The 24,144-nt window shown below is 74.2% G+C and carries 19 protein-coding genes; 10 read left to right on the forward strand and 9 right to left on the reverse strand.

Going from position 1 to position 24,144, the window contains the following annotated elements:
* Positions 1-122: 122 nt before the first annotated feature.
* Together AB0J08_RS20840 and AB0J08_RS20845 are read left to right on the forward strand one after the other, a co-directional pair.
* A complete protein-coding gene (locus tag AB0J08_RS20840; RefSeq protein WP_360636005.1) occupies positions 123-1,574 on the forward strand; it encodes a GH1 family beta-glucosidase in 1,452 nt (483 codons plus the stop codon).
* Positions 1,575-1,726: 152 nt separating this feature from the next.
* The gene (locus AB0J08_RS20845; protein WP_360636255.1) at positions 1,727-2,734 is read left to right on the forward strand and encodes an MsnO8 family LLM class oxidoreductase; all 1,008 of its coding nucleotides are present in this window, start codon (positions 1,727-1,729) and stop codon (positions 2,732-2,734) included.
* Between the two features lie 43 nt (positions 2,735-2,777).
* Here AB0J08_RS20845 and AB0J08_RS20850 read toward each other — a convergent pair whose 3' ends face one another.
* Complete coding sequence (locus tag AB0J08_RS20850; protein ID WP_360636008.1) at positions 2,778-3,614, reverse strand: DUF1963 domain-containing protein; 837 nt, start codon at positions 3,612-3,614, stop codon at positions 2,778-2,780.
* Positions 3,615-3,707: 93 nt separating this feature from the next.
* Between AB0J08_RS20850 and AB0J08_RS20855 the strand changes: the two genes are divergently transcribed.
* A complete protein-coding gene (locus AB0J08_RS20855) occupies positions 3,708-4,766 on the forward strand; it encodes an NAD(P)-dependent oxidoreductase (RefSeq protein ID WP_360636011.1) in 1,059 nt (352 codons plus the stop codon).
* A gap of 22 nt (positions 4,767-4,788) precedes the next feature.
* Here the strand turns inward: AB0J08_RS20855 and AB0J08_RS20860 are convergent, their stop codons facing one another.
* Positions 4,789-5,697, reverse strand: coding sequence for a helix-turn-helix domain-containing protein (locus AB0J08_RS20860; RefSeq protein WP_360636258.1), 909 nt, complete (start codon positions 5,695-5,697; stop codon positions 4,789-4,791).
* A 145-nt stretch (positions 5,698-5,842) separates the two neighbouring features.
* Between AB0J08_RS20860 and AB0J08_RS20865 the strand changes: the two genes are divergently transcribed.
* Positions 5,843-6,397: an MBL fold metallo-hydrolase gene (locus tag AB0J08_RS20865; RefSeq protein ID WP_360636261.1), complete on the forward strand. Its 555-nt coding sequence runs from the start codon at positions 5,843-5,845 to the stop codon at positions 6,395-6,397.
* An 87-nt stretch (positions 6,398-6,484) separates the two neighbouring features.
* A complete protein-coding gene (locus AB0J08_RS20870; protein ID WP_360636264.1) occupies positions 6,485-7,396 on the forward strand; it encodes a glutaminase in 912 nt (303 codons plus the stop codon).
* 307 nt (positions 7,397-7,703) lie between these two features.
* On the opposite strand, the gene AB0J08_RS20875 is transcribed toward AB0J08_RS20870, so the two are convergent.
* The 4 genes from AB0J08_RS20875 to AB0J08_RS20890 all read right to left on the reverse strand — a co-directional run bounded on the left by AB0J08_RS20875 (position 7,704) and on the right by AB0J08_RS20890 (position 13,804).
* A complete protein-coding gene (locus tag AB0J08_RS20875) occupies positions 7,704-10,541 on the reverse strand; it encodes a M56 family metallopeptidase (protein ID WP_360636014.1) in 2,838 nt (945 codons plus the stop codon).
* On the reverse strand, positions 10,538-11,035 hold the full coding sequence (locus tag AB0J08_RS20880; protein ID WP_360636017.1) for a hypothetical protein: 498 nt from the start codon (positions 11,033-11,035) through the stop codon (positions 10,538-10,540). Before AB0J08_RS20880 ends, AB0J08_RS20875 begins: the two co-directional genes overlap by 4 nt.
* Positions 11,036-11,676: 641 nt before the next feature.
* On the reverse strand, positions 11,677-12,549 hold the full coding sequence (locus AB0J08_RS20885) for an NAD-dependent protein deacetylase (RefSeq protein WP_360636267.1): 873 nt from the start codon (positions 12,547-12,549) through the stop codon (positions 11,677-11,679).
* A 94-nt stretch (positions 12,550-12,643) separates the two neighbouring features.
* Positions 12,644-13,804 (reverse strand): peptidoglycan recognition family protein, encoded by a 1,161-nt coding sequence (locus AB0J08_RS20890; RefSeq protein ID WP_360636020.1) that lies wholly within the window; start codon positions 13,802-13,804, stop codon positions 12,644-12,646.
* Between the two features lie 336 nt (positions 13,805-14,140).
* Here AB0J08_RS20890 and AB0J08_RS20895 point away from each other — a divergent pair, with 336 nt between their 5' ends.
* Positions 14,141-15,769 carry an AMP-binding protein gene (locus AB0J08_RS20895; protein WP_360636023.1) on the forward strand — a complete coding sequence of 543 codons (1,629 nt, stop codon included), beginning with the start codon at positions 14,141-14,143 and terminating at the stop codon, positions 15,767-15,769.
* A gap of 164 nt (positions 15,770-15,933) precedes the next feature.
* Positions 15,934-16,224, forward strand: coding sequence for a WhiB family transcriptional regulator (locus tag AB0J08_RS20900; protein ID WP_360636026.1), 291 nt, complete (start codon positions 15,934-15,936; stop codon positions 16,222-16,224).
* Here AB0J08_RS20900 and AB0J08_RS20905 read toward each other — a convergent pair.
* Positions 16,200-17,156: a helix-turn-helix domain-containing protein gene (locus AB0J08_RS20905; RefSeq protein ID WP_360636029.1), complete on the reverse strand. Its 957-nt coding sequence runs from the start codon at positions 17,154-17,156 to the stop codon at positions 16,200-16,202. The genes AB0J08_RS20900 and AB0J08_RS20905 overlap by 25 nt on opposite strands.
* 80 nt (positions 17,157-17,236) lie before the next feature.
* On the opposite strand from AB0J08_RS20905, the gene AB0J08_RS20910 reads away from it, so the two are divergent.
* Both AB0J08_RS20910 and AB0J08_RS20915 read left to right on the forward strand, forming a co-directional pair.
* Positions 17,237-18,172, forward strand: a complete 936-nt coding sequence (locus AB0J08_RS20910) for an NADP-dependent oxidoreductase (RefSeq protein ID WP_360636270.1) — start codon at positions 17,237-17,239, stop codon at positions 18,170-18,172.
* A gap of 102 nt (positions 18,173-18,274) precedes the next feature.
* On the forward strand, positions 18,275-19,258 hold the full coding sequence (locus AB0J08_RS20915; protein WP_360636032.1) for an aldo/keto reductase: 984 nt from the start codon (positions 18,275-18,277) through the stop codon (positions 19,256-19,258).
* 113 nt (positions 19,259-19,371) lie between these two features.
* Here AB0J08_RS20915 and AB0J08_RS20920 read toward each other — a convergent pair whose 3' ends face one another.
* Positions 19,372-21,723 (reverse strand): ATP-binding domain-containing protein, encoded by a 2,352-nt coding sequence (locus AB0J08_RS20920; RefSeq protein ID WP_360636035.1) that lies wholly within the window; start codon positions 21,721-21,723, stop codon positions 19,372-19,374.
* 525 nt (positions 21,724-22,248) lie between these two features.
* Positions 22,249-23,295, reverse strand: coding sequence for a histidine kinase (locus tag AB0J08_RS20925; protein ID WP_360636038.1), 1,047 nt, complete (start codon positions 23,293-23,295; stop codon positions 22,249-22,251).
* Positions 23,296-23,622: 327 nt separating this feature from the next.
* Here AB0J08_RS20925 and AB0J08_RS20930 point away from each other — a divergent pair, with 327 nt between their 5' ends.
* Positions 23,623-24,102: a hypothetical protein gene (locus AB0J08_RS20930; RefSeq protein ID WP_360636041.1), complete on the forward strand. Its 480-nt coding sequence runs from the start codon at positions 23,623-23,625 to the stop codon at positions 24,100-24,102.
* The last annotated feature ends 42 nt before the right edge of the window (positions 24,103-24,144 follow it).

Raw genomic sequence — 24,144 nt, forward strand, 5'->3', positions numbered from 1 at the left:
GCCCGCGAGATCTACCAGGTCCTGACCACGTCCAGCACCACACGCATCACCGCTGAGCAGCTCACCACCGCTGCTTGACATCCATAAGAGCATCCCCCCGACCCACACCTCCGGAAGGCGACATGACCGACCACGCCCGACCCCTCGCGTTCCCCGCCGACTTCCTCTGGGGCGCGGCCACCGCCGCCTACCAGATCGAGGGTGCGGCCGGGGAGGACGGCCGCACCCCGTCCATCTGGGACACCTTCAGCCGGACGCCGGGAAAGGTCCGCAACGGCGACACCGGCGACATCGCGACCGACCACTACCACCGGTTCCGCGAGGACATCGCGCTGATGGCCGAACTCGGCCTGCCCGCCTACCGGTTCTCGATCTCCTGGCCGCGCGTCCAGCCCGGCGGCAGCGGCCCGGTCAACAAGGCCGGGCTCGACTTCTACGACCGGCTGGTCGACGGGCTGCTGGAGCACGGCATCACCCCGGTCGCCACGCTCTACCACTGGGACCTGCCGCAGGAGCTGGAGACCCCGGCCGGGGGCGGCTCCGCCGCGGGCGGCGGCTGGACGGACCGCTCGACCGCCCGGCGCTTCGCCGAGTACGCGGCCCTGGTCGCCGGCCGTCTGGGGGACCGCGTCGGCGCCTGGACCACCCTCAACGAGCCGTGGTGCAGCGCGTTCCTCGGCTACGGCAGCGGTGTCCACGCCCCCGGCCGCACCGACCCGGCCGCCGCGCTCACCGCCCACCACCACCTGTTGCTCGCCCACGGCCTCGCCGTCGGTGCGCTGCGGGCCGAACTCCCCGCCGAGGCCCGGATCTCCCTCACCCTCAACCTGGCGGCGGTGCGCCCGCACACCGACGACCCGGCCGACCGGGAGGCCGCCCGGCGGATCGACGGCCTGGCCAACCGGATCTTCCTCGACCCGGTGTTCCACGCGCGCTACCCGGCCGACGTGCTCGCCGACACCGCCGGCGTCACCGACTGGTCCTTCGTCCAGGACGGCGACCTCGCCGAGATCGCCCGGCCCGTCGACGCGCTCGGCATCAACTACTACACCCCGACGGTGGTCGCCGCCGACGACCCGGCCGACCCCGCCCCGCGCCAGGACGGCCACGGCGGCGAACGGTCCCCCTGGCCCGCCGACCACGGCATCCGTTTCCTCCCGGCCGACGGCGAGCGCACCGCGATGGGCTGGCCCGTCGACGCCGAGGGTCTCTACGAGCTGCTCACCCGGCTCCGCGACGACCTGCCCGGCCTGCCCCTGCTGATCACCGAGAACGGCGCCGCCTACGACGACTACAGCGACCCCTCGGGTGCCGTGCGCGACCCCGAGCGGATCGCCTACCTGCGGGCCCACCTCACCGCCGTCCACCGGGCGATCGCCGCCGGCGCCCCCGTGCGCGGCTACTTCCTCTGGTCCCTGCTGGACAACTTCGAGTGGGCGTACGGCTACGGCAAGCGCTTCGGGATCGTCCACGTGGACTTCGCCTCCCAGCGCCGCACGCCCAAGGACAGCGCCCGCTGGTACGCGGAGGTCGTCCGCACCGGCGAACTCCGTCCGGGCGGGCCGGCGTCCTGACCCCGGCGTCCGGCGTCCTGACCCCGGCGTCCTGACCCCGGCGTCCGGCGTCCTGACCCCGGCGTCCGGCGTCCGGCGTCCTGACCCGGCGCCGGCCTCCGGGCGCCGGACGCTCGGGAATGCGATCCGTGACGGCGGTCGTTGCGGCAGAGGTGACTACTGCCGCGCCTGCGATCCGCCTCTCGGTACTGGACCGTTCCCGGACGAGACAGGGGAAGGAGCCGGCCCAGGCGCTGCGGGACACGGTGGCGTTCGCCCGGCACGCCGAGCAGCTCGGTTACCACCGGTTCTGGGTGTCGGAGCATCACGGCGTCCCCGGCGTGGCCGGGTCGGCGCCGACCGTGCTCGCCGCGGCGGTGGCGGCGGCCACGACCCGGATCCGGGTCGGGACGGGCGGCGTGATGCTCCCCAACCACCAGCCGCTGGTGGTGGCCGAGCAGTTCGGGGTGCTCGCCGCGCTCTTCCCCGGCCGGATCGACATGGGACTGGGCCGCTCGGTGGCCTTCACCGACGGCGTCCGGCGGGCGCTCGGCCGGGACAAGGACGCCGCGGACCGCTTCGCCGAGCAACTGGCGGAGCTGCTCGGCTACTTCGACGGGTCGGGGCGCACCCGGCAGGACGTCCACGCCCGCCCCGCCGAGGGCCTGGACGTCCCGGCCTTCGTCCTGGCCACCGGCGCGGGCGCCGACATCGCCGCCGACGCCGGGCTCCCGCTGGTCATCGGGGCCGTACGCGGGGAGGAGCGGATGCTGGCCGCCGTCGACCGCTACCGCGCCCGGTTCCGCCCCTCCGCGCAGGCGGCTCGCCCGTACGTCGTGGTATCCGGCACGGTGGCGGTCGCCGGGACGACCGAGGAGGCCGAGCGGCTCCTGGTCGCCGAGGCCTGGTCGAGCGCCTACGCGCGGACCCACGGCGAGTTCCCGCCGCTCGCCCCCGCCGAGGAGGTGCTGAACCGGCAGATGAGCGCGCGTGAGCGCGCCGCCTTTCAGCAGTCGCTGCGCGGGCACATCGCCGGCACCCCGCCGCGGGCCGCCGCCGAGCTCGCCGCGCTGGTGGCCCGGACCGGCGCCGACGAGTTCCTCGTCACCACCAGCAGCTACGACCGCACGGCGCTGCTCGACTCCTACCGCCTCCTCGCCGAGGCGGTCCGCCCGCTCTGACCGGGTCCGGGCGCCGGGCGCACCCGCGCCGCCCCGGAGCGGGTCAGTGCTGGACGGTGACGGCCTCGACCCCACCGAAGTCGGCGGCGGCCAGGTCCTCGTCACGGATGACGTAGTAGAGCGGGCAGCCGGTGAAGTCCGGGCGGCCCGCGGCGAGCAGGACGCGCTCCGGACCGCGGCCGTGCGGCGGCACCACGTACTGGTCCGGATCCCGGTCGGGGCCGAGCAGCACCATGGAGGCGCGGTGCTGCGGCGCGACGTCCAGGGCGGTGGCCGGCAGCGCGAAGAGCCGGTCCATCGCCTCCTCGGGGAGGTCGACGAGCGGCTCGTCGTGGAACCGGAAGACCGTCGCCAGCAGGGCCTTGCCGGCGGCGTACAGCGGGGCGGGCGGCCCGGTGAACTCCCACGGCGGGGCGCCCCAGCCGGCCTCGGGGTCGGCGAACGCCGGGTCGGAGGCCACGTCGTAGGGCGCGGTGTCGGCGGCGGTGTGGTCCGGGAAGTGGAGGACGCTCACCGGGTCGCGGCCGCGGAAGCCGTCGTCACCGGGGAAGAAGAAGTAGAGCAGGCCGCGGGGCGGCAGCAGGCCGTTGACGTCCGCCGAAGCGACCTCGGTCAGGTCGATCTGTGCGACGAAGCAGTCCGGCACCGCCTCCGGACCGGACTCGGTGCCCGGCCAGACGAAGCCGGGCGGGACGGCCGGCACACCGCCGCACCGGGAGAACGGCTCGGGGCCATCGAAGCCGGCGGGGCGTGTCCCCAGCGCGATGCCGTGCTCGGCGACCTCCACCAACTCGCCCGCCCAGGGCGCGAGGCCGGCCTCCCCGAGCAGCCGCCGGAGCGTCCGCTCGTCGTCGGTGGTCACGGGGTTGGGACGCATCATGCCGCCACTCTAGGACCCTGCGCCGACACCGGGCGGCCGGACCGTCGGCGGAGGCCGGTAGGGTCCGCGCAACGGGCGGAACGAGGAGGGGACATGGATCGCGCGCGGGTCCTGCTGTTGGACGCGGCTCCCGGCGAGCTGCTCGCCGGGGAGCTGGAGCGGCTGCTCGGTCACGGGCTGGAGGTCACCCTGAACCTGCGGCGGGTGGCCGACCACCCCGGCACACGGGCCGCCTGGGCCGGCCGGGTCGACTTCGTCGACGTCGACGCCTTCGACGAGCCTGCGCTGATCGCCGCGACCGTGCGCGACGGCCGCGGCTACCACGCCGTCAAGTCCCGGGCCGCGGTGCCGCTGCGCGCCGCCTTCCTCGCGGCCGCGACGCACCCCTCGCTCGCCCACCGGCTGCGCGTGATCGGCCGGGCGGGGGCGGGCACCGACCACGTCGAACTGGCCGCCGCCGCCCGGCACCGGGTGGCCGTCACCCACACTCCGGGCTCCAACGCGAACGCCGTCGCGGAGTTCGCCCTGGCCCAGTTGCTGGCGTTGACCCGCGACCTCCCGGCGCAGAACGCGGCCGCGCACCGCGGCACGTGGCGGCCGCCGGCCGAGCCGGCGGTGGAACTGTCCGAGCTGACCCTGGGCATCGTCGGGCTGGGCCGGATCGGCTCGGCGCTCGCTGAACGGGCGGGTGCCCTCGGGATGGCGGTCCTGGGCCTCGCCCGGCATCCGGGCGGCGCCCCGGTGCCGACCGCTCCCTCGCTGCCCGCACTCCTGGCGACCAGCGACGTCGTCTCGCTGCACCTGCCGCTCACCCCGCAGACCCGGGGGCTGATCGGTCGGACGGAGCTGGCGCTGATGCGGCCCGGGTCGATCCTGTTGAACACCGCCCGGGGCGGCATCGTCGACGAGGCGGCGCTGGCCGAGGCGCTGCGCGACCCCGGGCACCCGCTCGCGGCGGCCGCCGTCGACACCTTCGAGCACGAGCACGCCGCCTTCGCCTCACCCCTCTTCGGGGTGCCGAACGCCCTGCTCACCCCGCATGCGGCCGGGATGACCAGGGGGGCCATGGCCACCGCGGCCCGCCATTGCGCCGACCACCTCGCCGCCCTGCTCGCCGGGCGGCCGGACGGCATCCCCGTGGTGGCCGGCTGACGTCCGGAGCCGCCGCGGACGACTACGGCGTGCGCGAGAACGAGCGGCGGTAGGAGCGCGGTGGCACGCCGCGACGGCGGACGAACTGCGCGCGCAGGACGGCCGCACTGCCGAAGCCGACCCGGCGGGCGATCTCCTCGACCGGCAGGTCCGTGGTCTCCAGGAGTTCCTCGGCGCTGCTCAGCCGCAGGCCGAGCAGCCATGCGTGCGGGGTGGTGCCGGTCGCGGCGGTGAAGCGGCGGGCGAAGGAGCGGCGGCTCATCAGGGAGCGCCGGGCCAGCTCCGCGACGGGCAGCGGCCGGTCGAGGTGCGCGCGGGCCCAGGCGAGGACGTCGGCGAGGCGCTCGTCCTGGCAGTCCTCGGGGACGGGAGTGGCCAGGTACTGCGCCTGGCCGCCGTCGCGGTGGGACGGCAGCACCAGGTCGCGGGCGATGGCGTTGGCCGTCGCGGCACCGTACTCCCGGCGCAGGAGGTGGAGACAGAGGTCGAACCCGGCGGCGGCACCGGCGCCGGTGGCGATCCGGCCCTCGTCGATGTAGAGCGCGTCGGCTTCCACGGCGACGTCCGGGTAGCGGTCGGCCAGCAGGGCGGCGAAGCGCCAGTGCGTGGTGGCCCGTCGCCCGTCGAGCAGCCCGGCCGCGGCGAGCGCGAACGCCCCGACGCAGTGGCCGGCGACCAGTGCCCCGCGCTCGTGGGCGGCGGTCAGCGCGTCGAGCACGGCGGGCCCCGGCGGGGTCCGGAAGTCGGCCCAGGGCAGGGCGATGACGAGGTCCGCCACGGCCAGCCGGTCCAGGCCGTGTTCGACCACGAGGGGCAGCCCGGTGTCGGTGCGGACCTGTCCCGGCCGGTCGGTGCAGAGGGCGAAGTCGAACCGGGGCAGCCCCTGGCCGCGTGCGTCGAAGACCTCGGAGACGATGCCGGCTCCGAGCATGCCGACTCCTGGCGGGGCGTAGGCGGCGATCGTGGTGAAGGGCTGCACGGGAGGAGTGTGGCACGAGTGGCACGAATCCTGCGATCGATGGCAGCACGGCCACTCGTTGCGGTGCGGGCCGCCCGGAAGACTGAGGGCATGACAGATTCTGACCACCGGTTACACCCTCTCCACCGGCCCCGGGGTCGCCGCCACCGTCTCCTACCTCGGCGACGGGGACCGCCATGTGATCGTCGACCCGGGCATGGTGGCCGGCCGCGACCGGATCCTCGGCCCGCTCGCCGACCTCGGTCTCGGCCCCGACGACATCACCGACGTGGTGCTCAGCCACCACCACCCGGACAACACCATGAACGTCGGCCTGTTCGGCGAGGCCCGGGTCCACGACCACAAGGCGATCTACCGGCACGACCAGTGGACCGATCGCGACGCGGAGGGCCACGCGCTCACCCCGTCGCTTCGGCTGATCCGCACACCGGGGCACAGCCGCGAGGACATCACGCTGCTGGCCGGCACCGCCGCCGGCGTCGTCGCCTTCGTGGGCGACCTGTGGTGGCGGCCGAACGGTCCGGTCGAGGACCCGGTCGCCCCGGACCACGAGGTCCTGCGGGCCTCCCGGCTCCGGGTGCTGGCCGCCGCGGACCTGATCGTGCCCGGTCACGGCCCCGCGTTCGCCGCCGACGACACCGCGCCCCGCTAGCCCGGGGCCCGCCGGCCGGGCCTGCGCCGGGTCGGCCCCGGCGCTGCCCCCGCCGACGGGGTGGCCGACAATGGCAGCGTGAACGACATGGACTACCAGGTGCTCCTGCAGGAGGCGATGGACGCGGCCCGCCGGGCGCCCGAACGGGGGCGGGTCGCCGACTACATCCCCGCCCTCGCCCAGGCCGACCCGACGGCCTTCGGGATGGCGATCGCCACCGTGGACGGTGCGGTGTTCGGCGCCGGGCACTGGCAGCACCGGTTCTCGATCCAGTCGGTGTCGAAGCTGTTCACCCTGGCGCTGGCGCTGGCGGACGGCGGCGACGACCTCTGGCGGGGCGTCGGCCGCGAACCGTCCGGCAACCCGTTCAACTCGCTGGTCCAGCTGGAGTCCGAGCACGGCATCCCGCGCAACCCCTTCATCAACGCCGGAGCGCTGGTCGTCACCGACCGGCTGCTCAAGCTGACCGGCGACGCCGTCGGCGCGGTGCGGGACTTCCTGCGCGCGGAGTCCGGCAACCCGGCCGTCGCGGTGGACGACTCGGTGGCCTCCTCCGAGGCGCAGCACGGCCACCGCAACGCCGCGATGGCGCACTTCATGGCCAGCTACGGCAACCTGCGCAACCCGGTCGACAGCGTGCTCGCGCACTACTACGCGCACTGCGCGATAGAGGCGAGTTGCCGCGACCTCGCCCTCGCCGGGCTCTTCCTCGCCCGGCACGGCACCCGCGCCGACGGCTCGCGGCTGCTGTCGCGCAGCGAGGCCAAGCGGATCAACGCGGTGCTGCTCACGTGCGGCACCTACGACGCGGCGGGGGAGTTCGCCTACCGGGTGGGGCTGCCGGGCAAGAGCGGGGTCGGCGGGGGAGTGCTGGCGGTGCTGCCGGGCCGGGGCACGGTCTGCGTCTGGAGCCCCGGCCTGGACGCGGCCGGGAACTCGGTGCTGGGGGTGGCGGCCCTGGACGCGCTGACGACGGCCACCGGCTGGTCCGTCTTCTGACGCCCGTCCGACCCGTGGTGACGCCCCGCCGCCGGCCGACAGTACCGGGTCGCGGTTCGGGAGGCGTCGGAGACGCTGACCGTGCATTGAAAGACGAGGCTGGGACGCCATGACGTGGACGACACCGTTCTGGAAGCAGACTCTCTCGCTCTCGGGGTTGTGGCGTTGGTCTGGTGAGGGAGGCAGAAGGTCTTCTGAACGACACGGGCCCGAGCTTCTCCCGGCGTTCGCGTGGGTCGTCCACCGGGGCCACGGAGCGGACGGTTTCCGGCCTCCGACGGATCGGCGTATGCCGGCCCGTGACCGATCAGCCGTCCGTCCATTGTGGCCACCTCTCCTGTACGGCGGCGACGCGCTCTGTCAGGGGCGACAGCGTCGCGCCGGCCTGCTCGACGGCCGCGACGAGCTGATTCAGCATCCTGGTGTTACGGGCCACGTCGTTCGCCGAGCCATCCAGTACCGCCTTGCACTCCGCAGCCGCGCTCTTGCCTCGGTCCAGCAGAGTGGACCACTTCTGATCCAGGTCGGCGTCGGGTACCCGCAGATGGCGGCGGGCTGTGGCCGTGTCGCGGGCGAGCCCGGCGCAGACAGGGCGAAGAGCGTCGGAGTTGCCGGTTCCGTCCTCGGTGTTCAGGTTCTGCATCCACATCGCGAGTTCGATGTAGCGGCTGGACAGCGCCCCCATGTCGTCCTGGCCGCCCACCGAGAACCAGGCTAGAAGCTGCATGTCGCGTACCTTGTCGTTGGTGCCGACCGGTTCGGGTCGGACCGGGACAGCCCGGAGCGGGTTGCCACCGGTCCGCTGCGGGCCGATGACAGCGGCCGTGAGAACGAGCCCGGCCACCACCGCGACGGCTACGACGGCCCGGGCCGGCCAGGAGCGTCGTGCGGTGTCGGTGTCGGCGGGCAACGACGTGCGTTTCGCGCGGGGCAGTTGGGACATGACGGTCGCGGCGAGGGCGGCCCCGAAGAAGGCCGGTGTCGCCGGATGGATGAGCATCTCGGTCAGCATCCAGGAGGTACCGGGCAGCCAGTGGCAGGTGTTGCCCATGACCCGCAGCGGACCGACACAGCCGTCGGCGGCCTGGAGGACGAAGTAGCCGGCCACCATGACGAGATGTGCGATGACCGCCGCTGTCAGGGCACGGGGCAGGCGGTGTGTACGGGCGGTCGCGGCGACCACGGCCGCCGCGCCCACTGTCCCGGCCCACAGGGCAACTGTCAGCCACCACGCGTAGACCGCCTGGAAGGCGAGGGTCCGCTCCTCCAGCGCGGGGCGCCAGGAATGGACGTATGCCATCGCCGCCGCTACGGCGGCGACGCCCACGACCCCTCCGGCGAGCCCGGCCAGCGCGGTGGAGCGCAGCCTTGCCGTCCTGGGCCGCCACAACAGCAGCAGCGCCGGGTATGCCCACAGAACGACCGCGCCCGCGACGGTCGGCAGGTCCTCGCCCGCGACAGACAGGGGGTTTAGGACCGAGCCGATCCAGGGCAGCACGGACTCGTACTGGGGAAGGCTGTCCCAGGGGCCGGGGAAGAGCTCCCTGGCGTACTGGGGTATACCGCCGGCCTTGAGGAAGTTACCTGTCATCCACAGTTGCCCGTCGTGCAACCACCAGTACATTCCGGCCGCGGCCACCACGGAGCCCGCGGCGGCCGCGGCGAGGACGGCCCGGCGTGTCACGGAACGCCCGTCCGGTACGGCCCACAGATGGAGTCTGGCGCACTGGGCGAGCCAGCTGACGTAGGCGACGGAGCCGAGGAGCAGGACGAGAAGGGGTTCGGCGTGCTCGGGCGTCCAGCCGGGCGCCGCGGTCGGCCCGGACAGCAACTCCCCGCAGACTAGACCGGACCCGAGTGCGAACCCCGCCCGGATACCCCTGGGGCCGGCCGCCTGGCTGTGGGCGGCGTACAGGGCTGCCCGCCAGACGGCGACCGTCACGACGCACGCGGCCAGGCCTCCGACGACCCAGGCGGCGACGGCTTTGTCCCACACCGCGCTCAGGCTGTTTCCGGTGACGAATGTGACGACACCGAGCAGGAACAGTGGCATGCTGGTCAGGGCGAACAGCTCCGCCGGGTTGCGTAGTGAACGCCAGCGCTCGGACCAGGACGGGTGGTTGCGCCACAGCGCGGCCACGGCCCGCAGCGCCAGCCGTCCCTGTGCGCGCCCCTCCGCCTGCGCCTGCCAGACACCCGGGTCGGCGCCCAGGGCGACCGCGCCCCGGTCGGCGTACAGCTCGCGGTGGCGCAGGGTGTCGGCGCGAGCCAGGACGACCAGCAGGAACAGGAACGCGGCGACGCCGAGGGCCTTGATCATGGACGGTCGGCTGGCCGGCCAGAAGACCTCGTCGAGGCCCGAGAACCCGCCGAAGAACTGTGCCGTGACGAGGCTTTCGCCGAGCAGGAGCGTGTAGGGGGCGACGACCAGCGTCAGGAAGACCCGCCACAACGCGGTCACGGCGTAGGCGATGTCCACGTCCCGGTGGCGGATGTGGGCCAGTTCGTGCAGGACTACGGCCTCGAAGCGAGCGGTGTCCACACGACGGGTGTGCAGCAGGCCGCTGTTCAGGCACAGCGTGCGCCAGCCGGCCCGGCCGTAGACGACCGCGCCGGGATCGAGCGCGGACCGGTCGACCACGAGATTGGGCAGGGACCGCACCCCGGCACGCCCTGCCAATGCGACGATCTCGGCCCGCACCTCACCCCGCGGGTCCCGCGTGTGCAGCGGTTCCACGCCGGGCCGGCTCCGCTTCCAGCGCGGGATCAGCAGATACAGTCCACCGGCCGCCAGCAACACGACAGCGGTGCCCGCCAGCCCGTACCAGCCTGGAACCGGCTCCGTCTTCTCGAGGCATGCCCGCGCCGCATCATCCTGTGCCTGGTCCCGGAACAGGTCGTCGATCAGCTTGCCCCCGGGGTCGTACCCGGCGGCGAACTGGCACACCCTCGCCACGTCCTTGTACGGCAACGGCCGCAGGACACCGCTCAGCATCGCGACGGTGGCTACCACCATGGCGACGGCCAGCACGAGGAACCGCAGGCTGGTGCCCGCGGGTAACGCGCCAGGGTCCGCTCCGGCGGACGCGGAGGGGACGGCCCCTGCACCCGGACGAGGTGCCGTGGTCGCGGTGTCCTCGCTCATGTCGCCGACGTTCCGTCCGGTTCGGGTTCCGCCGCTCCGGCGGTCGCCAGCTTCGCGACCACACTGTCCGCCAGAGCCTCCGCGTCCGGCTCGGGGAGTCCACGTCGTACCGCCTCCCCACGCACCCGGCTTCGTACGGCCGCCAACTGGTCCCGGTCGAAGTCCGGGATCTCAGGCGGGGCGATCTGGCGCCGACCCGACGGGCGCAGGCGCCCCAGGGCGCTGGTGGCGCGGGACAGCAGGCGGCCCGTCGCGTCCGCCACGGCGGCCCGGCACGCCTCGTGGACCGCCAACAGCACGACGGGCGTGACAAGCGCCGTGGCATCGGAAAGTCCGAAGCCGAGGGGGTCACCGCCCCTTCCGTCGCTCGCCCGTCGCACCCGCTGTATGACGAGTTCGTAGTCCAACCCCGCCAGATCGTCGACCAACGGGCGCTCCTCCGGGGCCCGCTGGTCCACGACGTCCCGCACCACGTCCATCACGGTCGCACGCATACGTTCCCTCTCACGCCGTCCCGCACGGGTTCCGCCGACCACAGCAGCACCATCATGGAACCGCAGTACGGATCTGATGGCGGCATCGCAGAATTTCCACCGTTTTCCCGCCGTACGCCCCCCGCCCCCGCCCCCGCTCGTGTACGGCGGGGGCGGGCGTGACCTTGGAGAACAAGCTCAGAGAGTGACGGACCAGTCGCCTCGGGCCAGGGTGGAATCGCTTCGAGGAGGGTGTGAAGGCGGCGGGGGCCGCCCTGGTGGACGGTCGTGATGCGGCTGCTGGGTTCCGTGTGCGCGCGGCCCCAGCAGCATCGACCACACCTCCCATGCCTGCATGACGTCGAGCACCGGGAACGGCGACGGCGTGACGTCGCCCTCGGTGTCGCGGACCTGCTGGAGAAGTGCGTTGAGCTGCGGCGGGCAGTCGTCATCCGTGCGGGTCGCCATGAACGCGGCCCGGTCTCACTCGGTCCGGCCCGTCGCACCGCCGTCGTCGTTCTTGTCGGCGGTCAGGATCAGTCCGTTACCGGCGAGGGGGTCACCAGGCGCCCCTCGGCGGCAGCGCGCGCATCCACGACGCGGGAGCCGGCTGTGGGCGCCCCGCGGCCGTGCCCGGTCCGTCGCCGCGTCGCCGCGTCCCCTCAGGCCGGCGGCGCGGCGGCGAGCCGGTCCGCCAGCGCCGTCAGCGTCCGACCGAGCGGGAGGCCGACCCGGACGGTGGCGTAGGCGTCCCCGCGCGTCTCGCCCTGGTTCACGATCGCGACGGGTTTGCCGGCCCGCGCCGCGTGCCGAACGAAGCGCAGACCGGACATGACCGCCAGCGAGGAGCCGAGGACGAGCAGTGCCCGCGCCTCGTCGACCAGGTCGAAGCAGTGCCGGACGCGCGGCTTGGGCACGTTCTCCCCGAAGAAGACCACGTCGGGCTTGAGGATCCCGCCGCACGCCCGGCAGGCCGCGACCCGGAAGGCCGCCACCAGTGCGTCGGGCAGTTCGGCGTCCCCGTCGGCGTTCTTCGGGGAGCCCTCGTCGCGGAAGGCGTCGTTGAGGGCGTGCAGGCGCCGGTCGAGGTCCGCGCGGGTGCTGGTGCGCCTGCAGCCGAGGCAGAGCACCCGGTCGAGGCCGCCGTGCAGTTCCACGGCGTCCAGGGTGCCGGCCGCGCGGTGCAGTCCGTCCACGTTCTGGGTGATCACCGCCGACACCAGGCCGCCCCGTCGCAGCTCCTCGACCGCCCGGTGCCCGGCGTTGGGGCGGGCCCGGGCGATCGACTGCCACCCGGCGTGGCTGCGCGCCCAGTAGCGGCGACGGGCCTGCGCGCTGCCCACGAACTCCTGGTAGGTCATCGGTGTCCGGCGGCGCAGGCTCCCGGTGGGGCCGCGGTAGTCGGGGATGCCCGACTCGGTCGACAGCCCCGCGCCGGTCAGGACCACCACGCCCCGGCCGGCCAGTAGCCGCCCGATCTCGCCCAGAGCGGCGTCCGGCGGCTCGCTCGCACCGGCCGCCGGCGGCTCGGGCATCGGATCCACAGCCATGCCCACAGCCTAGCGACGCGCCGCGGGCCTTGTCGGGGGTGCACCCCGACAAGGCCCGCGCCGCTTCACCGGGCCGGGGTCAGTGCCCGGCGGTGCCGAGGGCGGCCACGTCGGCGCGCAGGGCCGGCAGGCCGGCGTACATCGTGCCGCCGGGGCAGTCGGTGGCCAGCCAGTCGCGGTGGCCGCTGATCATCTCGACCGGCTTGGTCACGCCGTTGACCGGGTTGACGAAGGTGACGTGCGCCTGGGGGTCCAGGTTGTGCCCGCGGGCCACCGCGGCGAGCAGCGCGGTCAGCGAGGCACGGGCGGCCGCGGTCGGCTCCTGGCTGCTGAGGGTGCCCAGCAGGGCGATGCCCAGGTTGCCCGAGTTGAAGCCGGCGGTGTGGAAGGCCGTCACGACGTTCCCGGACGCGTCGTGCGCCGGGATGCCGTCGTCGCCCGACCAGCGGCCCTCGTAGATCCGCCCGGCCTCGTCGATCAGGAAGTGGTAGCCGATGTCGCCCCAGTCGTTGGTGATCGCGTGGTACTCGTAGATCGCCCGCACGGTCGCCGCCGGGTCCGGGTCGGCGTTGGGGGTGTCGGTGTGGTGCACCGTCAGGGTCTGGAGCGGGTAGTACTTCGCGGGGGAGTTCTCGACGCCGTTCTTGAAGCGCTTGGACTCGTCGGCGCCCCAGGCCGCCCGGGAGACGTACTCGACGCCGCAGAAGGTGGTGGGCGTGGTCGCGGCGATCACCACGGTGCGGGCCGGGCCGTGCACGGTGTCGATGGCGGCGGAGCGGACGTTGGCGGCCCCGTCGGGCAGGCGCAGGTCGTAGCCGGGCGCGCCGTCGGCGGCGATCAGCGCGGTGGCGACGCCGCCCACGCGGTCCTCGTGGTCCGGGCCGCCCGCGCAGCCGCCGGGCAGCGGCTGCCACGTACCGGGGGTGGCGTCCTCGCGGTGGAGGCGGATGGCGGCGCCGCGGGTGGGGCCGTCCCAGCTGACGCCGACGTAGCGGATCGGGAAGTCCGCCCGCACGGTGGTGGCCGCCCGGCCCGCCGCGGACTGCGCCCGGGTGACCGGGACGCGGGTCGTCCGGGCGGCGACCGGCCGGGCCCCGCCCGCGCCGGTGCCGGCCGCAGCGGCGCCGGTGGTCGCGGCCGTCGCGGCCGACGCGGCGGGGGTGACGGCGAGCGCGGCAGCCGTGGCGCCGATCGCGGTGACGAGGGTGCGCCGGGTGACGGCGGGCTTCGGATTGGGCATGCGTGGTCCTGTCTCGGGCGTGATCGGGAACGGAGGGCCCGGGAACCCGCTCCGGATGTCGCGGCCCCCCGCTGACAGAAGATCAGTCAAGGTTGAATGTACACAATTGCCCCCGTGCATCCGTTCGATTCCTAGGAATCTTTGCCCGAAAGTGCAGGTCGGAAGGGGGCTGGGTGAGCGGCGAGGTGCCCGGCGGCCCGCCGGGCCGACCCTCCTTCGACGAGCGGATCGGTGACGTCCGGTCATCGTCCCAGCCCCGCGTGGCCGATGACGTCAGGCGCGTCCTTGCATAGACTCGGTCGCCATCTGTCCGGGCGAGTCCAGGAGAGTCGTCGTATGCCCACCCCGTCCCTCAGTGTCGACGCCGGCTCCTCGGCCACCCCCGTGCTGGACGACACCATCGGCGCGAGCCTCGTCCGCGCCGTCCGCGCCTTCCCCGAGCGCGAGGCCCTGGTCGACCTGCCCTCCGGCCGCCGCTGGACGTACCGGGAGCTGGCCGGGGAGGTGGACCGGGTGGCGCTCGGGTTGCTGGCGCTCGGCGTCGGCCGGGGCGACCGGGTCGGGATCTGGGCGCCGAACTGTGCGGAGTGGGTGTTCACCCAGTACGCCACCGCGCGGATCGGCGCCGTCCTGGTGACCGTCAACCCCGGTTACCGCGCGCACGAACTGGAGTACGTCCTGCGGCAGTCGGGCACCCGCACGGTGGTGGCCGCGCAGTCGTTCAAGACCTCCGACTACGCGGCCATGCTGGCCGAGGCCGCCCCGCGCTGCCCCGCGCTGAAGGACGTCCTGCTGATCGGCTCACCGGCCTGGGACGACCTGCTCGCCCGCGCCGAGCACGCCGACCGGGGCCCCCTGCACGCCGCCGGCGGGTCGCTGGGCGCGGACGACCCGATCAACATCCAGTACACCTCGGGAACCACCGGCTTCCCGAAGGGCGCGACCCTGTCGCACCGCAACATCCTCAACAACGGCTACTTCGTCGGCGAGTTGTGCGGCTACTCCGAACTGGACCGGATCTGCGTGCCGGTGCCCTTCTACCACTGCTTCGGCATGGTCATGGGAAACCTCGCCGCGCTCACTCACGGGGCCTGCGTGGTGATCCCGGCCCCGGGGTTCGAGCCCGCCGCCACCCTGCGCGCGGTGGCCGCCGAACGCTGCACCTCCCTGTACGGCGTCCCGACCATGTTCATCGCCGAGCTCAACGACCCGTCCTTCGCCGACCACGACCTCTCCAGCCTGCGCACCGGGATCATGGCCGGGTCGCCCTGCCCCACCGAGGTGATGAAGCAGGTCGTCGAGCGGATGGGCATGCGCGACGTGTCGATTTGCTACGGCATGACCGAGACCTCCCCGGTGTCCGTCCAGACCCGGATCGAGGACCCGCTGGAGCGCCGGGTCTCCACCGTCGGCCGGGTCGGCCCGCACCTCGAAGTGAAGGTCGTCGACCCGCAGACCGGCCGCACCGTCCCCCGCGGCACGCCCGGCGAACTGTGCACCCGGGGCTACTCGGTGATGGTCGGCTACTGGGAGCAGCCCGACCGCACCGCCGAAGTCCTGGACGGCGACGGCTGGATGCACAGCGGCGACCTGGTGGTGATGGACCAGGAGGGCTACCTCACCGTCACCGGCCGCATCAAGGACATGGTCATCCGCGGCGGCGAGAACATCTACCCGCGTGAGATCGAGGAGTTCCTCCACACCCACCCGGACATCCTGGACGCCCAGGTCATCGGGGTCCCCGACGCGAAGTACGGCGAGGAGCTGATGGCCTGGATCCGGCTGCGCCCCGGCGCCCCCGAACTGACGGCGCCGGCGCTGCGGGAGTTCTGCACCGGCCGGATCGCGCACTACAAGATCCCGCGCTACGTGCACCTCGTCGACGAGTTCCCGATGACCGTCACCGGCAAGGTCCGCAAGGTGGAGATGCGCGAACAGGCCGTCGCCCTGCTGGACCTCGCCTGACGGGCCCGGCGTCGAGCAGGTCCGGCGGCCCGCGCGGCCGGCCCGCGGCGACTCGTGCCGGGAGAGCCGGGAGGGCCGGGAGGGGTGTGGAGCGGCGCGTTCGGGGCAGCCGGAGGCCGAGGACGCGCCCACCCCCCCACTTCGACGGAAACGGAGCCCGTGTCATGACGAACATCGCACGCCTGCCCGGAGCCCTCGACCACCGGTGGAACTGGCAGCTGCACGGCGCCTGCCGCTCCGCCGACAGCAGTCTCTTCTTCCACCCGGTCGGCGAACGCGGCGAGGCCCACGAATCGCGCGAGGCCGCCGCCAAGGCCGTCTGCGCGGGCTGCCCCGTCCTACGCGAATGCCTGCGCTACGCCCTGGAGGCCCATGAGCGGTACGGGGTCTGGGGCGGTCTCGGCGAGCACGAACGCCTGCGGCTGGGGCGTCAGGCCCGGAAGGTCCTGCGGTAGGCGCCCGGCGGCACGCCGATCGCGGTGTGCAGGTGCTGGCGCAGGGACGCGCCGGTGCCGAAGCCGACCCGTTCGGCGATCCGGTTGACCGGCAGGTCGCTGCTCTCCAGCAGGTGCCGGGCCAGGTCGACGCGCTGCTGGGTGAGCCACTGGCCCGGGCTCAGCCCGACCTCGGCCCGGAAGCGCCGGGTGAAGGTGCGCCGGCTCATGCCCGCGTGGCCGGCGAGGTCGGTCAGCTGGAGTGGTTCGTGCAGCCGGTCGAGGGCCCAGGCCCGGGTGGCGGACGTCCCGGCGTCCGTGGTCGCCGGGACCGGCCGCTCCACGTACTGCGCCTGGCCGCCCTCGCGCTGCGGCGGGACGACGCAGCGCCGGGCGACCAGGTTGGCGACGGCGCTGCCGTGGTCGGAGCGGATCAGGTGCAGGATCAGATCGATGCCGGCCGCGGCCCCGGCCGAGGTGAGGATGCGCCCGGCGTCGACGAAGAGGACGTCGGGGGCGAGGTCGACCTGTGGGTAGACCTGCCGGAACCGGTCGGCGTGGCACCAGTGGGTGGCGGCGGGGCGGCCGTCGAGCAGGCCGGCCGCGGCGAGCAGGAAGGTGGCGACGCAGATGCCCGCGATCCGGGCGTCGGGGCGCAGCAGCGCCAGTGCCTCGGTGATGCGCGGAGACAGGGAGTCCCGGTCGACGATCCCGGTGAACTCCTCGGACGCGGGGACGACCAGGGTGTCGGCCTCGGCCAGCGCGGTGCGGTCGCGTTCGACGGCGATGGAGAAGTCCGCGGCGGTGCGGACGGGCCGGCCGTCCAGCGAGCAGGTGACCACCTCGTAGAGGGGCCGGCCCGCGGGGTCCGTGGCGGCCCCGAAGAGCCGGGAGGCGAGGCTCAGCTCGAACGGGATGACCCCGTCCAGGGCGAGAACGACGACGCGATGCATGGCCCGATTCTTGCACAGCATGGCCTTCGGGCCGCTATCGACGCAGGTGGAGGCCGCCGCATCCTGGACGCATGAGCACAATGAAGGCCATCACCCAGAACACCTACGGCGGCAGCGACGTCCTGCGGGAGGTCGAACTCGACCGCCCGGCGCCCGGCCCGTCCGAGGTGCTGATCCGCGTCCGCGCCGCCGGCATGAACCCCACCGACTGGAAGCACCGCCAGTACGCCGGCTTCCTCGACCGCCTCCCGCTGGTACTCGGCTGGGACGTCTCCGGCGTCGTCGAGGCGGTCGGCACCGGCGTCACGATCCACCGCCCCGGCGACGAGGTGTTCGGGATGCTGCCCTACCCGTACGGCGTCGGCGCGTTCGCCGAGTACGTGGTGGCCCCGGCCCGCGCGCTGGTCCGCAAGCCGGCGGGCATCGACCACGTCCAGGCGGGCGCGATCCCGCTGGCCGCCCTGACCGCCTGGCAGGTGCTCGTCGACGCGGCGGACGTCCGGCCCGGCCAGCGCGTCCTGATCCACGCCGCGGCCGGCGGCGTCGGTCACCTCGCCGTGCAGATCGCCAAGACCCGTGGCGCGTACGTGATCGGCACGGCCAGCGCCCCCAAGCACGCGCTGCTGCGCGAGCTGGGGGCCGACGAGCTGATCGACTACCGCACCGAGGACTTCACCCGGATCGCCCCGGTGGACCTGGTGCTGGACACCCTCGGCGGCGACACCGCGATCCGCTCGCTGGACACCCTGAAGCCGGGTGGCCGGCTCGTCACCATCGCGCTCGGCGCGCTGCCCGCCGACCTCGTCGAGCAGGCGGCCGCCCGGGGCGTGCGGGCCGACCCGCTGCTGGTCGAGGCCGACCAGGCCGGAATGCGGGCCATCGCCGGGCTGGTCGCCGCCGGAGAGCTGCGGGCCGTCGTCGAGGCGGTCTTCCCGCTCGCCGACGCCGCCAAGGGCCACGACCTGGGCGACACCGGGCGGGTCACCGGGAAGATCGTGCTGACCGTCGACGAATAGCCCGGGCCGCGCGCACCGCCGCCGGGCTCCGACGGGCCCGGCGGGCGGTGCCGGGCGGGCGGTGCCGGTGAACGCGGCCGTCGCCTGTGAGAGGCTCGCCCCATGGAACAGCGCGCACTCGGCCGTACCGGCCGACTCGTCTCCGTCGTCGGGCTCGGCACCTGGCAGCTCGGTGCGGACTGGGGTGACGTCCGCGAGGAGGACGCGCTCGACGTCCTGGACACCTCCGTCGAGGCCGGCGTCACCCTCTTCGACACCGCCGACGTCTACGGGGACGGCCGCAGCGAGCAGCTGATCGGCCGCTACCTGAAGGGACGCCCGGACGCGGAGGTCTTCGTCGCCACCAAGTTCGGCCGCCGGGTCGAGCAGCGCCCGGAGCACTACAACCTCGACAACTTCCGCGCCTGGTCGGATCGTTCACGGTCCAATCTGGGCGTGGACCGGCTCGACCTGGTGCAGCTGCACTGCCCGCCGACGCCGGTCTACGCCACCGACGAGGTGTTCGACGCGCTTGACACCCTGGTCGCCGAGGAGCGGATCGCCGCGTACGGCGTCAGCGTCGAGACCTGCGCGCAGGCCCTGACCGCGATCGCCCGGCCCGGCGTCGCCAGTGTCCAGATCATCCTGAACGCGTTCCGGCTGAAGCCCCTGGAGCTGGTCCTCCCCGCCGCCGCGGCCGCCGGCGTGGGCATCCTGGCCCGCGTCCCGCTCGCCTCGGGGCTGCTCTCGGGCCGCTACACCGCGCAGACCGCTTTCGCCGCGGACGACCACCGCAGCTACAACCGGCACGGCGAGGCCTTCGACCAGGGGGAGACCTTCTCCGGTGTGGACTACGCGACCGGGGTCGAGGCGGCCTCGGAGTTCGCGGCGCTCGCGCCCCAGGGCGCGACCCCGGCGCAGACCGCGCTGCGCTGGATCATCCAGCAGCCGGGGGTGACCACGGTGATCCCCGGCGCCCGCAACCCCGGGCAGGCCCGCGCGAACGCGGCCGCCGCCGCCCTCCCGCCGCTGTCCGCGACGACCCTCGCCGCCGTGCAGGGCCTGTACGACCGCCGGATCCGGCCGCAGGTCCACGACCGCTGGTGACGCACCGCCGGTGACGCACCGCCCGTGACAGGGCCGGCGGTCTCCACCCGGCCGCGAACACCCGACGGCCCGGCAGGTCGCTCCTGCCGGGCCGTCGCGCACCCCCCGGCCGCTCAGCGGGGGTCCAGGCCCTCCAGCATCTCCGGCAGGTCCCCGCTGTGGACGACCCCGAGGCTCTTCGTCGCACGGGTGAGGGCGACATAGAGGTCGTTCCCGCCGCGGGAGTGCGCCGCGAGGATCTCCGCGGGCTCCACGACGAGGACGGCGTCGAACTCCAGCCCCTTGGACTGGGCGGCGGTCATCAGCACGACGGGCGAGTCCAGCGACGAGGGACCGTCGGCGCGTGCGACGCCCTCCACCTCGGCCAGCCGGTCGATCAGTTCGGCCGGGAAGCCCGGGGCGTGCAGGATCGCCATCCGGCGGCCCTCCAGCCCTGCGACCTCCTTCTCGACGACGGCGCGCAGGGCCGCGCCCCGGTCGTCCGCGGGGATCCGCAGGCTCCACGGGCGGCTCCCGCCGCTGCGCACCGCGGTCGGGGCGGTGAGCGCCGGGTCGACCGCCCGCAGGACGCCCTCGGTGATCCGCATGATCTCGGCAGGGGTCCGGTAGTTGATGGTGAGTTCCACCGTGCGCCAGCGCCCGGCCGTGTACTCGTCGAGCGCCTCGCCCCAGGAGTTCAGCCCGGCGGGAGCGCCGGTCTGTGCGAGGTCGCCCACGATCGTCATGGAACGGCCGGGGCAGCGCCGGGTCAGCAGCCGCCAGGCCATGGGGGACAGTTCCTGCGCCTCGTCGACGATGATGTGCCCGAAGCCCCAGGTCCGGTCCTCGGCCGCGCGCTCGGCGAGGGGGCGGAACTCCCCCTCGCCGCGGTACTGGCGGGTCAGCATCTCCGCGTCGATCTCGGCCAGCCCCGCGCCGAAGTCCTCCAGGACGACCTTGGCGAACTCCAGCTCCTCGGCATCGGCGGCGGCGTCGGCCCGCCGGGAGACGGCGCTGCCGGGCAGCGGGCCGAGCAGCTCGGCGGCCTCGTCGAGCAGCGGCACGTCGTCGGTGGTCCAGGAGGGCTGCTGGTCCGGGCCCGGCTGTTCGCGCAGCAGGGCGGCGCGTTCGGCCTCCGAGAAGTCCGGCATGGCCTCGGCCAGCAGCTCCGGGGAGCCGTACAGCGCGGTGAGCAGCTGCTCCGGGCCGAGCAGCGGCCACAGCTTCTCGGCCAGGGCCTGGAAGTCGCGCTCGACGACGAGCGAGTCGGCGAGGTCCACCACGTCGTCCAGTTCCATCTCCCCGCCGCGGTCCCGGGCGATCCGCAGGGCCAGCTCCGAGGAGAGCCGCTCGACCAGGGCGGCCCGGGCCGCGTTGTGGGGTTCGCCGGTCCTGTGAGCGGCGGCGTGGGCCCGCTCGCACAGGGCCCGGCCGATCACGAGTTCCTCCTGGTGCGGCGAGCTCCGGCCCACGGTGATGGTCCAGGACTCCTCCGGCAGCTGCCGCAGGCCCTCCAGCGCGGTGGCGAGCACCCGCGCCATCCGTGCGTCGCCCTTGACGGCGGCCGCCTCGGGCGTTTCGGCGTCCGTCCCGGTCACGCCGGGGTAGAGCGCGCCGATGCTGCTCAGCACGACCTCGCTCTCGCCGAGCGCGGGGAGGACCTGGTCGATGTAGCGCAGGAACGTCGTGTTCGGCCCGATGACCAGTACGCCGCGCTTGGCCAGCCGGTCGCGGTGCGTGTAGAGGAGGTACGCGGCGCGGTGCAGCGCCACCACGGTCTTGCCGGTCCCCGGACCGCCCTGCACGACCAGCACGCCGCCCAGCTCGGAGCGGATCACCCGGTCCTGCTCGGCCTGGATGGTGGAGACGATGTCGCCCATCCGCCCGGTCCGGGCCGCCGTCAGCGAGGCGAGCAGCGCGGTCTCCCCACTGAGGTCGGAGCCGGCCCGGCCGTCCAGGGTGCCCACGCCGAAGGCGTCGTCGTCGAAGTCGACGATGGTGCGGCCCTTGCTCCGGAGGTGCCGTCGCCCCGTCACCCCGCCGGGGGCGGCGGGCGTCGCGCGGTAGAACGGCTCCGCGGCCGACGCCCGCCAGTCGGTGAGCAGCGGATCGTGGTCGTCGTCGGCGAGGGCGATCCGGCCGATGTACTGCCGCTCGCCGTCGGCGGTGTCGAGCCGGCCGAAGCAGAGCCCGTACTCGGCGGCGTAGAGCTCCGCCAGCCGGCGGGTGTGGTGGAGCTCCATGGTGTCGCGCTCCAGGCGGGACTGGAGCGTGCCGCCCTGGTCCTGGCGGTGGATCTCGCGCAGCCGGGCCGTCGCGAGTTCCCGCAGGCCTTCCAGTCGGTCGTACAGCCGGCCGACGTACGCGTTCTCCGCCCGCAGCTCCCGGGTCCGCCGGTCGTCGGCGGACGGCGCGTCGCCGCCGCCCGGGTTCGTCCCGGCTGCGGCGGTGGTGGGTTCGGACGAGGACGGCGACGTGGGGACCAAGGCAAGCTCCATTGACTCAGGACCCTCGGTCGACCGGGCGACCGAGGGCGGCGGCGGTAGGGACACCGCCATGTACGACACGACAAAGCTCGGGGGCGGGGCCTGCGCGCACGCGACGGCCCCGGGGTGGGGCTCCCAGCATAATGATCTTGGAGGTCGGTGCTTCGGCGCACCGTCGGGGAGTGGACGAGGACGGGCTGCGGCACCTTCCAGGTCCGCGGGCGGCGGCCCAGGCCGACAATTCTGCGGCACGACCGGGGCCTTGCCGCAAGCCCCCCCGTGCGCTATAAGTTGGGACTGGAAAGGAGTGGGTACGCCCCCTTTCCCGTTCTCGTCCGCCCTGGTCGGACCACCCCCTCACGAAGCGCGGTGCGCCGCGTACCGCGGTGCCGTCCGCGCCGGGAAGTCCTTCGCTCCGGGGAGCCCTCATCCCGGGTCTCCTTCGCCTCCCGGGGGCGCCGATCGCGCGTCCGGCCGTCGGGGCCTGTCACCACGTGGCCGCGGTGCCGGAATTCCCGGAGCCTCTCACAGTCCGCCGCGCTGACGAAGCCCGCCGCCGGTGACGGCCGGAGCCGGGGCGCCGGCCCCCGGCGTCGGTGAGATCGGCAGGGTGGCTGCCACCCGGAAGCCGGACCGGTGCGGACCGGCGGTCAGCTCGCCGCCGAAGACCGCGATCCGTTCGGCGAGCCCGATCAGGCCGTGGCCGGTCGAGAGGTCCCGCCGCACTGCGAGGGTACGGCCGGCGCCGTCGTCGACCACCTCGATGTGCAGGGCGTCGGACCAGGTGATCCGCACGGCCGCGTGGCTGCCCGGCCCGGCGTGCTTGGTGATGTTGGTGACGGCCTCCTGCACCAGCCGGTAGGCCGTGCGGTCGACGCTGTCGTCGAGGGGGAGCGGGGTGCCGCGGACGTCGAGGTCGATCCCGATGCCCGTCCGGCGGCCGTCCTCCAGCCTCGGCTGCAGATCGGCCAGGCCGTGCCGGCCGATGTCCTCGACGGGGGCGTCCGGGCTGCGCAGCACCCGGAGCATGCGGCGCAGTTCGGTCATCGCCGACCGGCCGACGTCCTCGATGTGGCCGAACGCCTCGATGGTGCCGGTCTGCTCGGCGGGCGTCGTGCTCCTGGCGTCCTCGGCCCGCATGACCATGACGGCGACGGCGTTGGCGACGATGTCGTGCAGCTCGCGGGCGATGCGGGTGCGCTCGCGCACCACCGCCCGGCGGGCCTCGGTGAGGTCGCGTCGGTCGTGCTCCCTGAGCGCGTCCGTGTGCCGCGAGGGCTTGTTCAGGGTCAGCAGCGCCGCCGCCGCGGTGACACCGTCCGTGGCGACCGCGGACAGGGCGAGGCCGGCGACGTTGATCGTCTCCGGGCCCGGGTCCGGAGCCGGGTCCGCGCTCCGTGTGATGCGGACGACCAGGCGCTGCCAGGGGCTCGACAGGGTCTCGGGCGGCTGCGGCACCATGACGGTCTGGGTACTGAGCAGGAAGCCGTGGGCCACTTCCGGGCCGGGGCCGCCGCCAGCTCCGGCTTGGTGCACGGCGACGTCGAAGGTCGGGGTGGAGCGGTCGTTCATGGCGTGTCCTCGGGGTCGGCCACGGTTGGCGGTGCGTGTCGGGTGCCTCGGGGGCGGCCGGGCCGGGCCGAGCGGATCCGGCGCTTCGCCGGACCGTCCGCACCGAGGCGGTCGGAGCACCGCCGCGCAGTCGCCCGACGGGGGCTGCGCGACCGTGGAACTCTTCCTCCACGGTCTCCCCTTCCGCGCCCCGAACACATGAGCCCCTGGTCCCAACCGGAGCGTGTCCGGCCGGGGCCGGGGTAGCCAGGGCCCTGCGCCCGGCCGGGGCAGGCGCAGCCGAAAAGTCACTGGTGCCGCCGCGCCCGTTCCGACAGGCTGCCGCGCATGGACTGGATGCCCCTGCTCTCCACACTGACCGGTGCCGTGATCGGCATCGCCGCGACCCTGGTCGCCGACCGCAACCGCTGGCGGCGCGAGGAGTCCCGGCACGCGCTGGAGGTGCGGCGCGAGGTGTACACCCAGTTCGTCAGCGCGCTCAAAGCCGCGGGTGAGGAGATCCGGGCGGTCGCGCTGGGCGACCACCTGACCGAGTCGGCGCGTGACGCGGCCGTGCGGGAGGCGTTCCGGTCCACCGGCCTCTACACCGCGAGCGAGCGCCTCTGGCTGGTCGGGCCGCCGCAGGTCGTGGCGGCCGGGAACGAGGCGTTCCTCAGCCTGCGCCGGATCCGCGACGCCTACGCGGCCGGGGCGGCCGTCGGCTCCGCCGAGGACGCGCCCCTGATCGCGCAGCGCCGTTCGGCGATGGGCCGGATGCGCGGCCTCATGCGCGAGGACCTGGGCATCGGCCCGCTGGGCATCGAGTGAGCCCCGGCCGGCCCGGACGGTACTCCGGGTCGGCCGGGGCCC

The sequence above is a fragment of the Kitasatospora sp. NPDC050463 genome (assembly GCF_040655255.1).
Classification (GTDB): domain Bacteria; phylum Actinomycetota; class Actinomycetes; order Streptomycetales; family Streptomycetaceae; genus Kitasatospora.

What these genes read in the sequence shown, in the direction of transcription:
- AB0J08_RS20840 (WP_360636005.1), top strand. Translation starts at nt 123, where the DNA reads ATGACCGACCACGCCCGACCCCTCGCGTTCCCCGCCGACTTCCTCTGG.
- AB0J08_RS20850 (WP_360636008.1), bottom strand. Translation starts at nt 3,614, where the DNA reads ATGATGCGTCCCAACCCCGTGACCACCGACGACGAGCGGACGCTCCGG.
- AB0J08_RS20855 (WP_360636011.1), top strand. Translation starts at nt 3,708, where the DNA reads ATGGATCGCGCGCGGGTCCTGCTGTTGGACGCGGCTCCCGGCGAGCTG.
- AB0J08_RS20860 (WP_360636258.1), bottom strand. Translation starts at nt 5,697, where the DNA reads ATGCTCGGAGCCGGCATCGTCTCCGAGGTCTTCGACGCACGCGGCCAG.
- AB0J08_RS20870 (WP_360636264.1), top strand. Translation starts at nt 6,485, where the DNA reads ATGGACTACCAGGTGCTCCTGCAGGAGGCGATGGACGCGGCCCGCCGG.
- AB0J08_RS20875 (WP_360636014.1), bottom strand. Translation starts at nt 10,541, where the DNA reads ATGAGCGAGGACACCGCGACCACGGCACCTCGTCCGGGTGCAGGGGCC.
- AB0J08_RS20880 (WP_360636017.1), bottom strand. Translation starts at nt 11,035, where the DNA reads ATGCGTGCGACCGTGATGGACGTGGTGCGGGACGTCGTGGACCAGCGG.
- AB0J08_RS20885 (WP_360636267.1), bottom strand. Translation starts at nt 12,549, where the DNA reads ATGCCCGAGCCGCCGGCGGCCGGTGCGAGCGAGCCGCCGGACGCCGCT.
- AB0J08_RS20890 (WP_360636020.1), bottom strand. Translation starts at nt 13,804, where the DNA reads ATGCCCAATCCGAAGCCCGCCGTCACCCGGCGCACCCTCGTCACCGCG.
- AB0J08_RS20895 (WP_360636023.1), top strand. Translation starts at nt 14,141, where the DNA reads ATGCCCACCCCGTCCCTCAGTGTCGACGCCGGCTCCTCGGCCACCCCC.
- AB0J08_RS20900 (WP_360636026.1), top strand. Translation starts at nt 15,934, where the DNA reads ATGACGAACATCGCACGCCTGCCCGGAGCCCTCGACCACCGGTGGAAC.
- AB0J08_RS20905 (WP_360636029.1), bottom strand. Translation starts at nt 17,156, where the DNA reads ATGCATCGCGTCGTCGTTCTCGCCCTGGACGGGGTCATCCCGTTCGAG.
- AB0J08_RS20910 (WP_360636270.1), top strand. Translation starts at nt 17,237, where the DNA reads ATGAAGGCCATCACCCAGAACACCTACGGCGGCAGCGACGTCCTGCGG.
- AB0J08_RS20915 (WP_360636032.1), top strand. Translation starts at nt 18,275, where the DNA reads ATGGAACAGCGCGCACTCGGCCGTACCGGCCGACTCGTCTCCGTCGTC.
- AB0J08_RS20925 (WP_360636038.1), bottom strand. Translation starts at nt 23,295, where the DNA reads ATGAACGACCGCTCCACCCCGACCTTCGACGTCGCCGTGCACCAAGCC.
- AB0J08_RS20930 (WP_360636041.1), top strand. Translation starts at nt 23,623, where the DNA reads ATGGACTGGATGCCCCTGCTCTCCACACTGACCGGTGCCGTGATCGGC.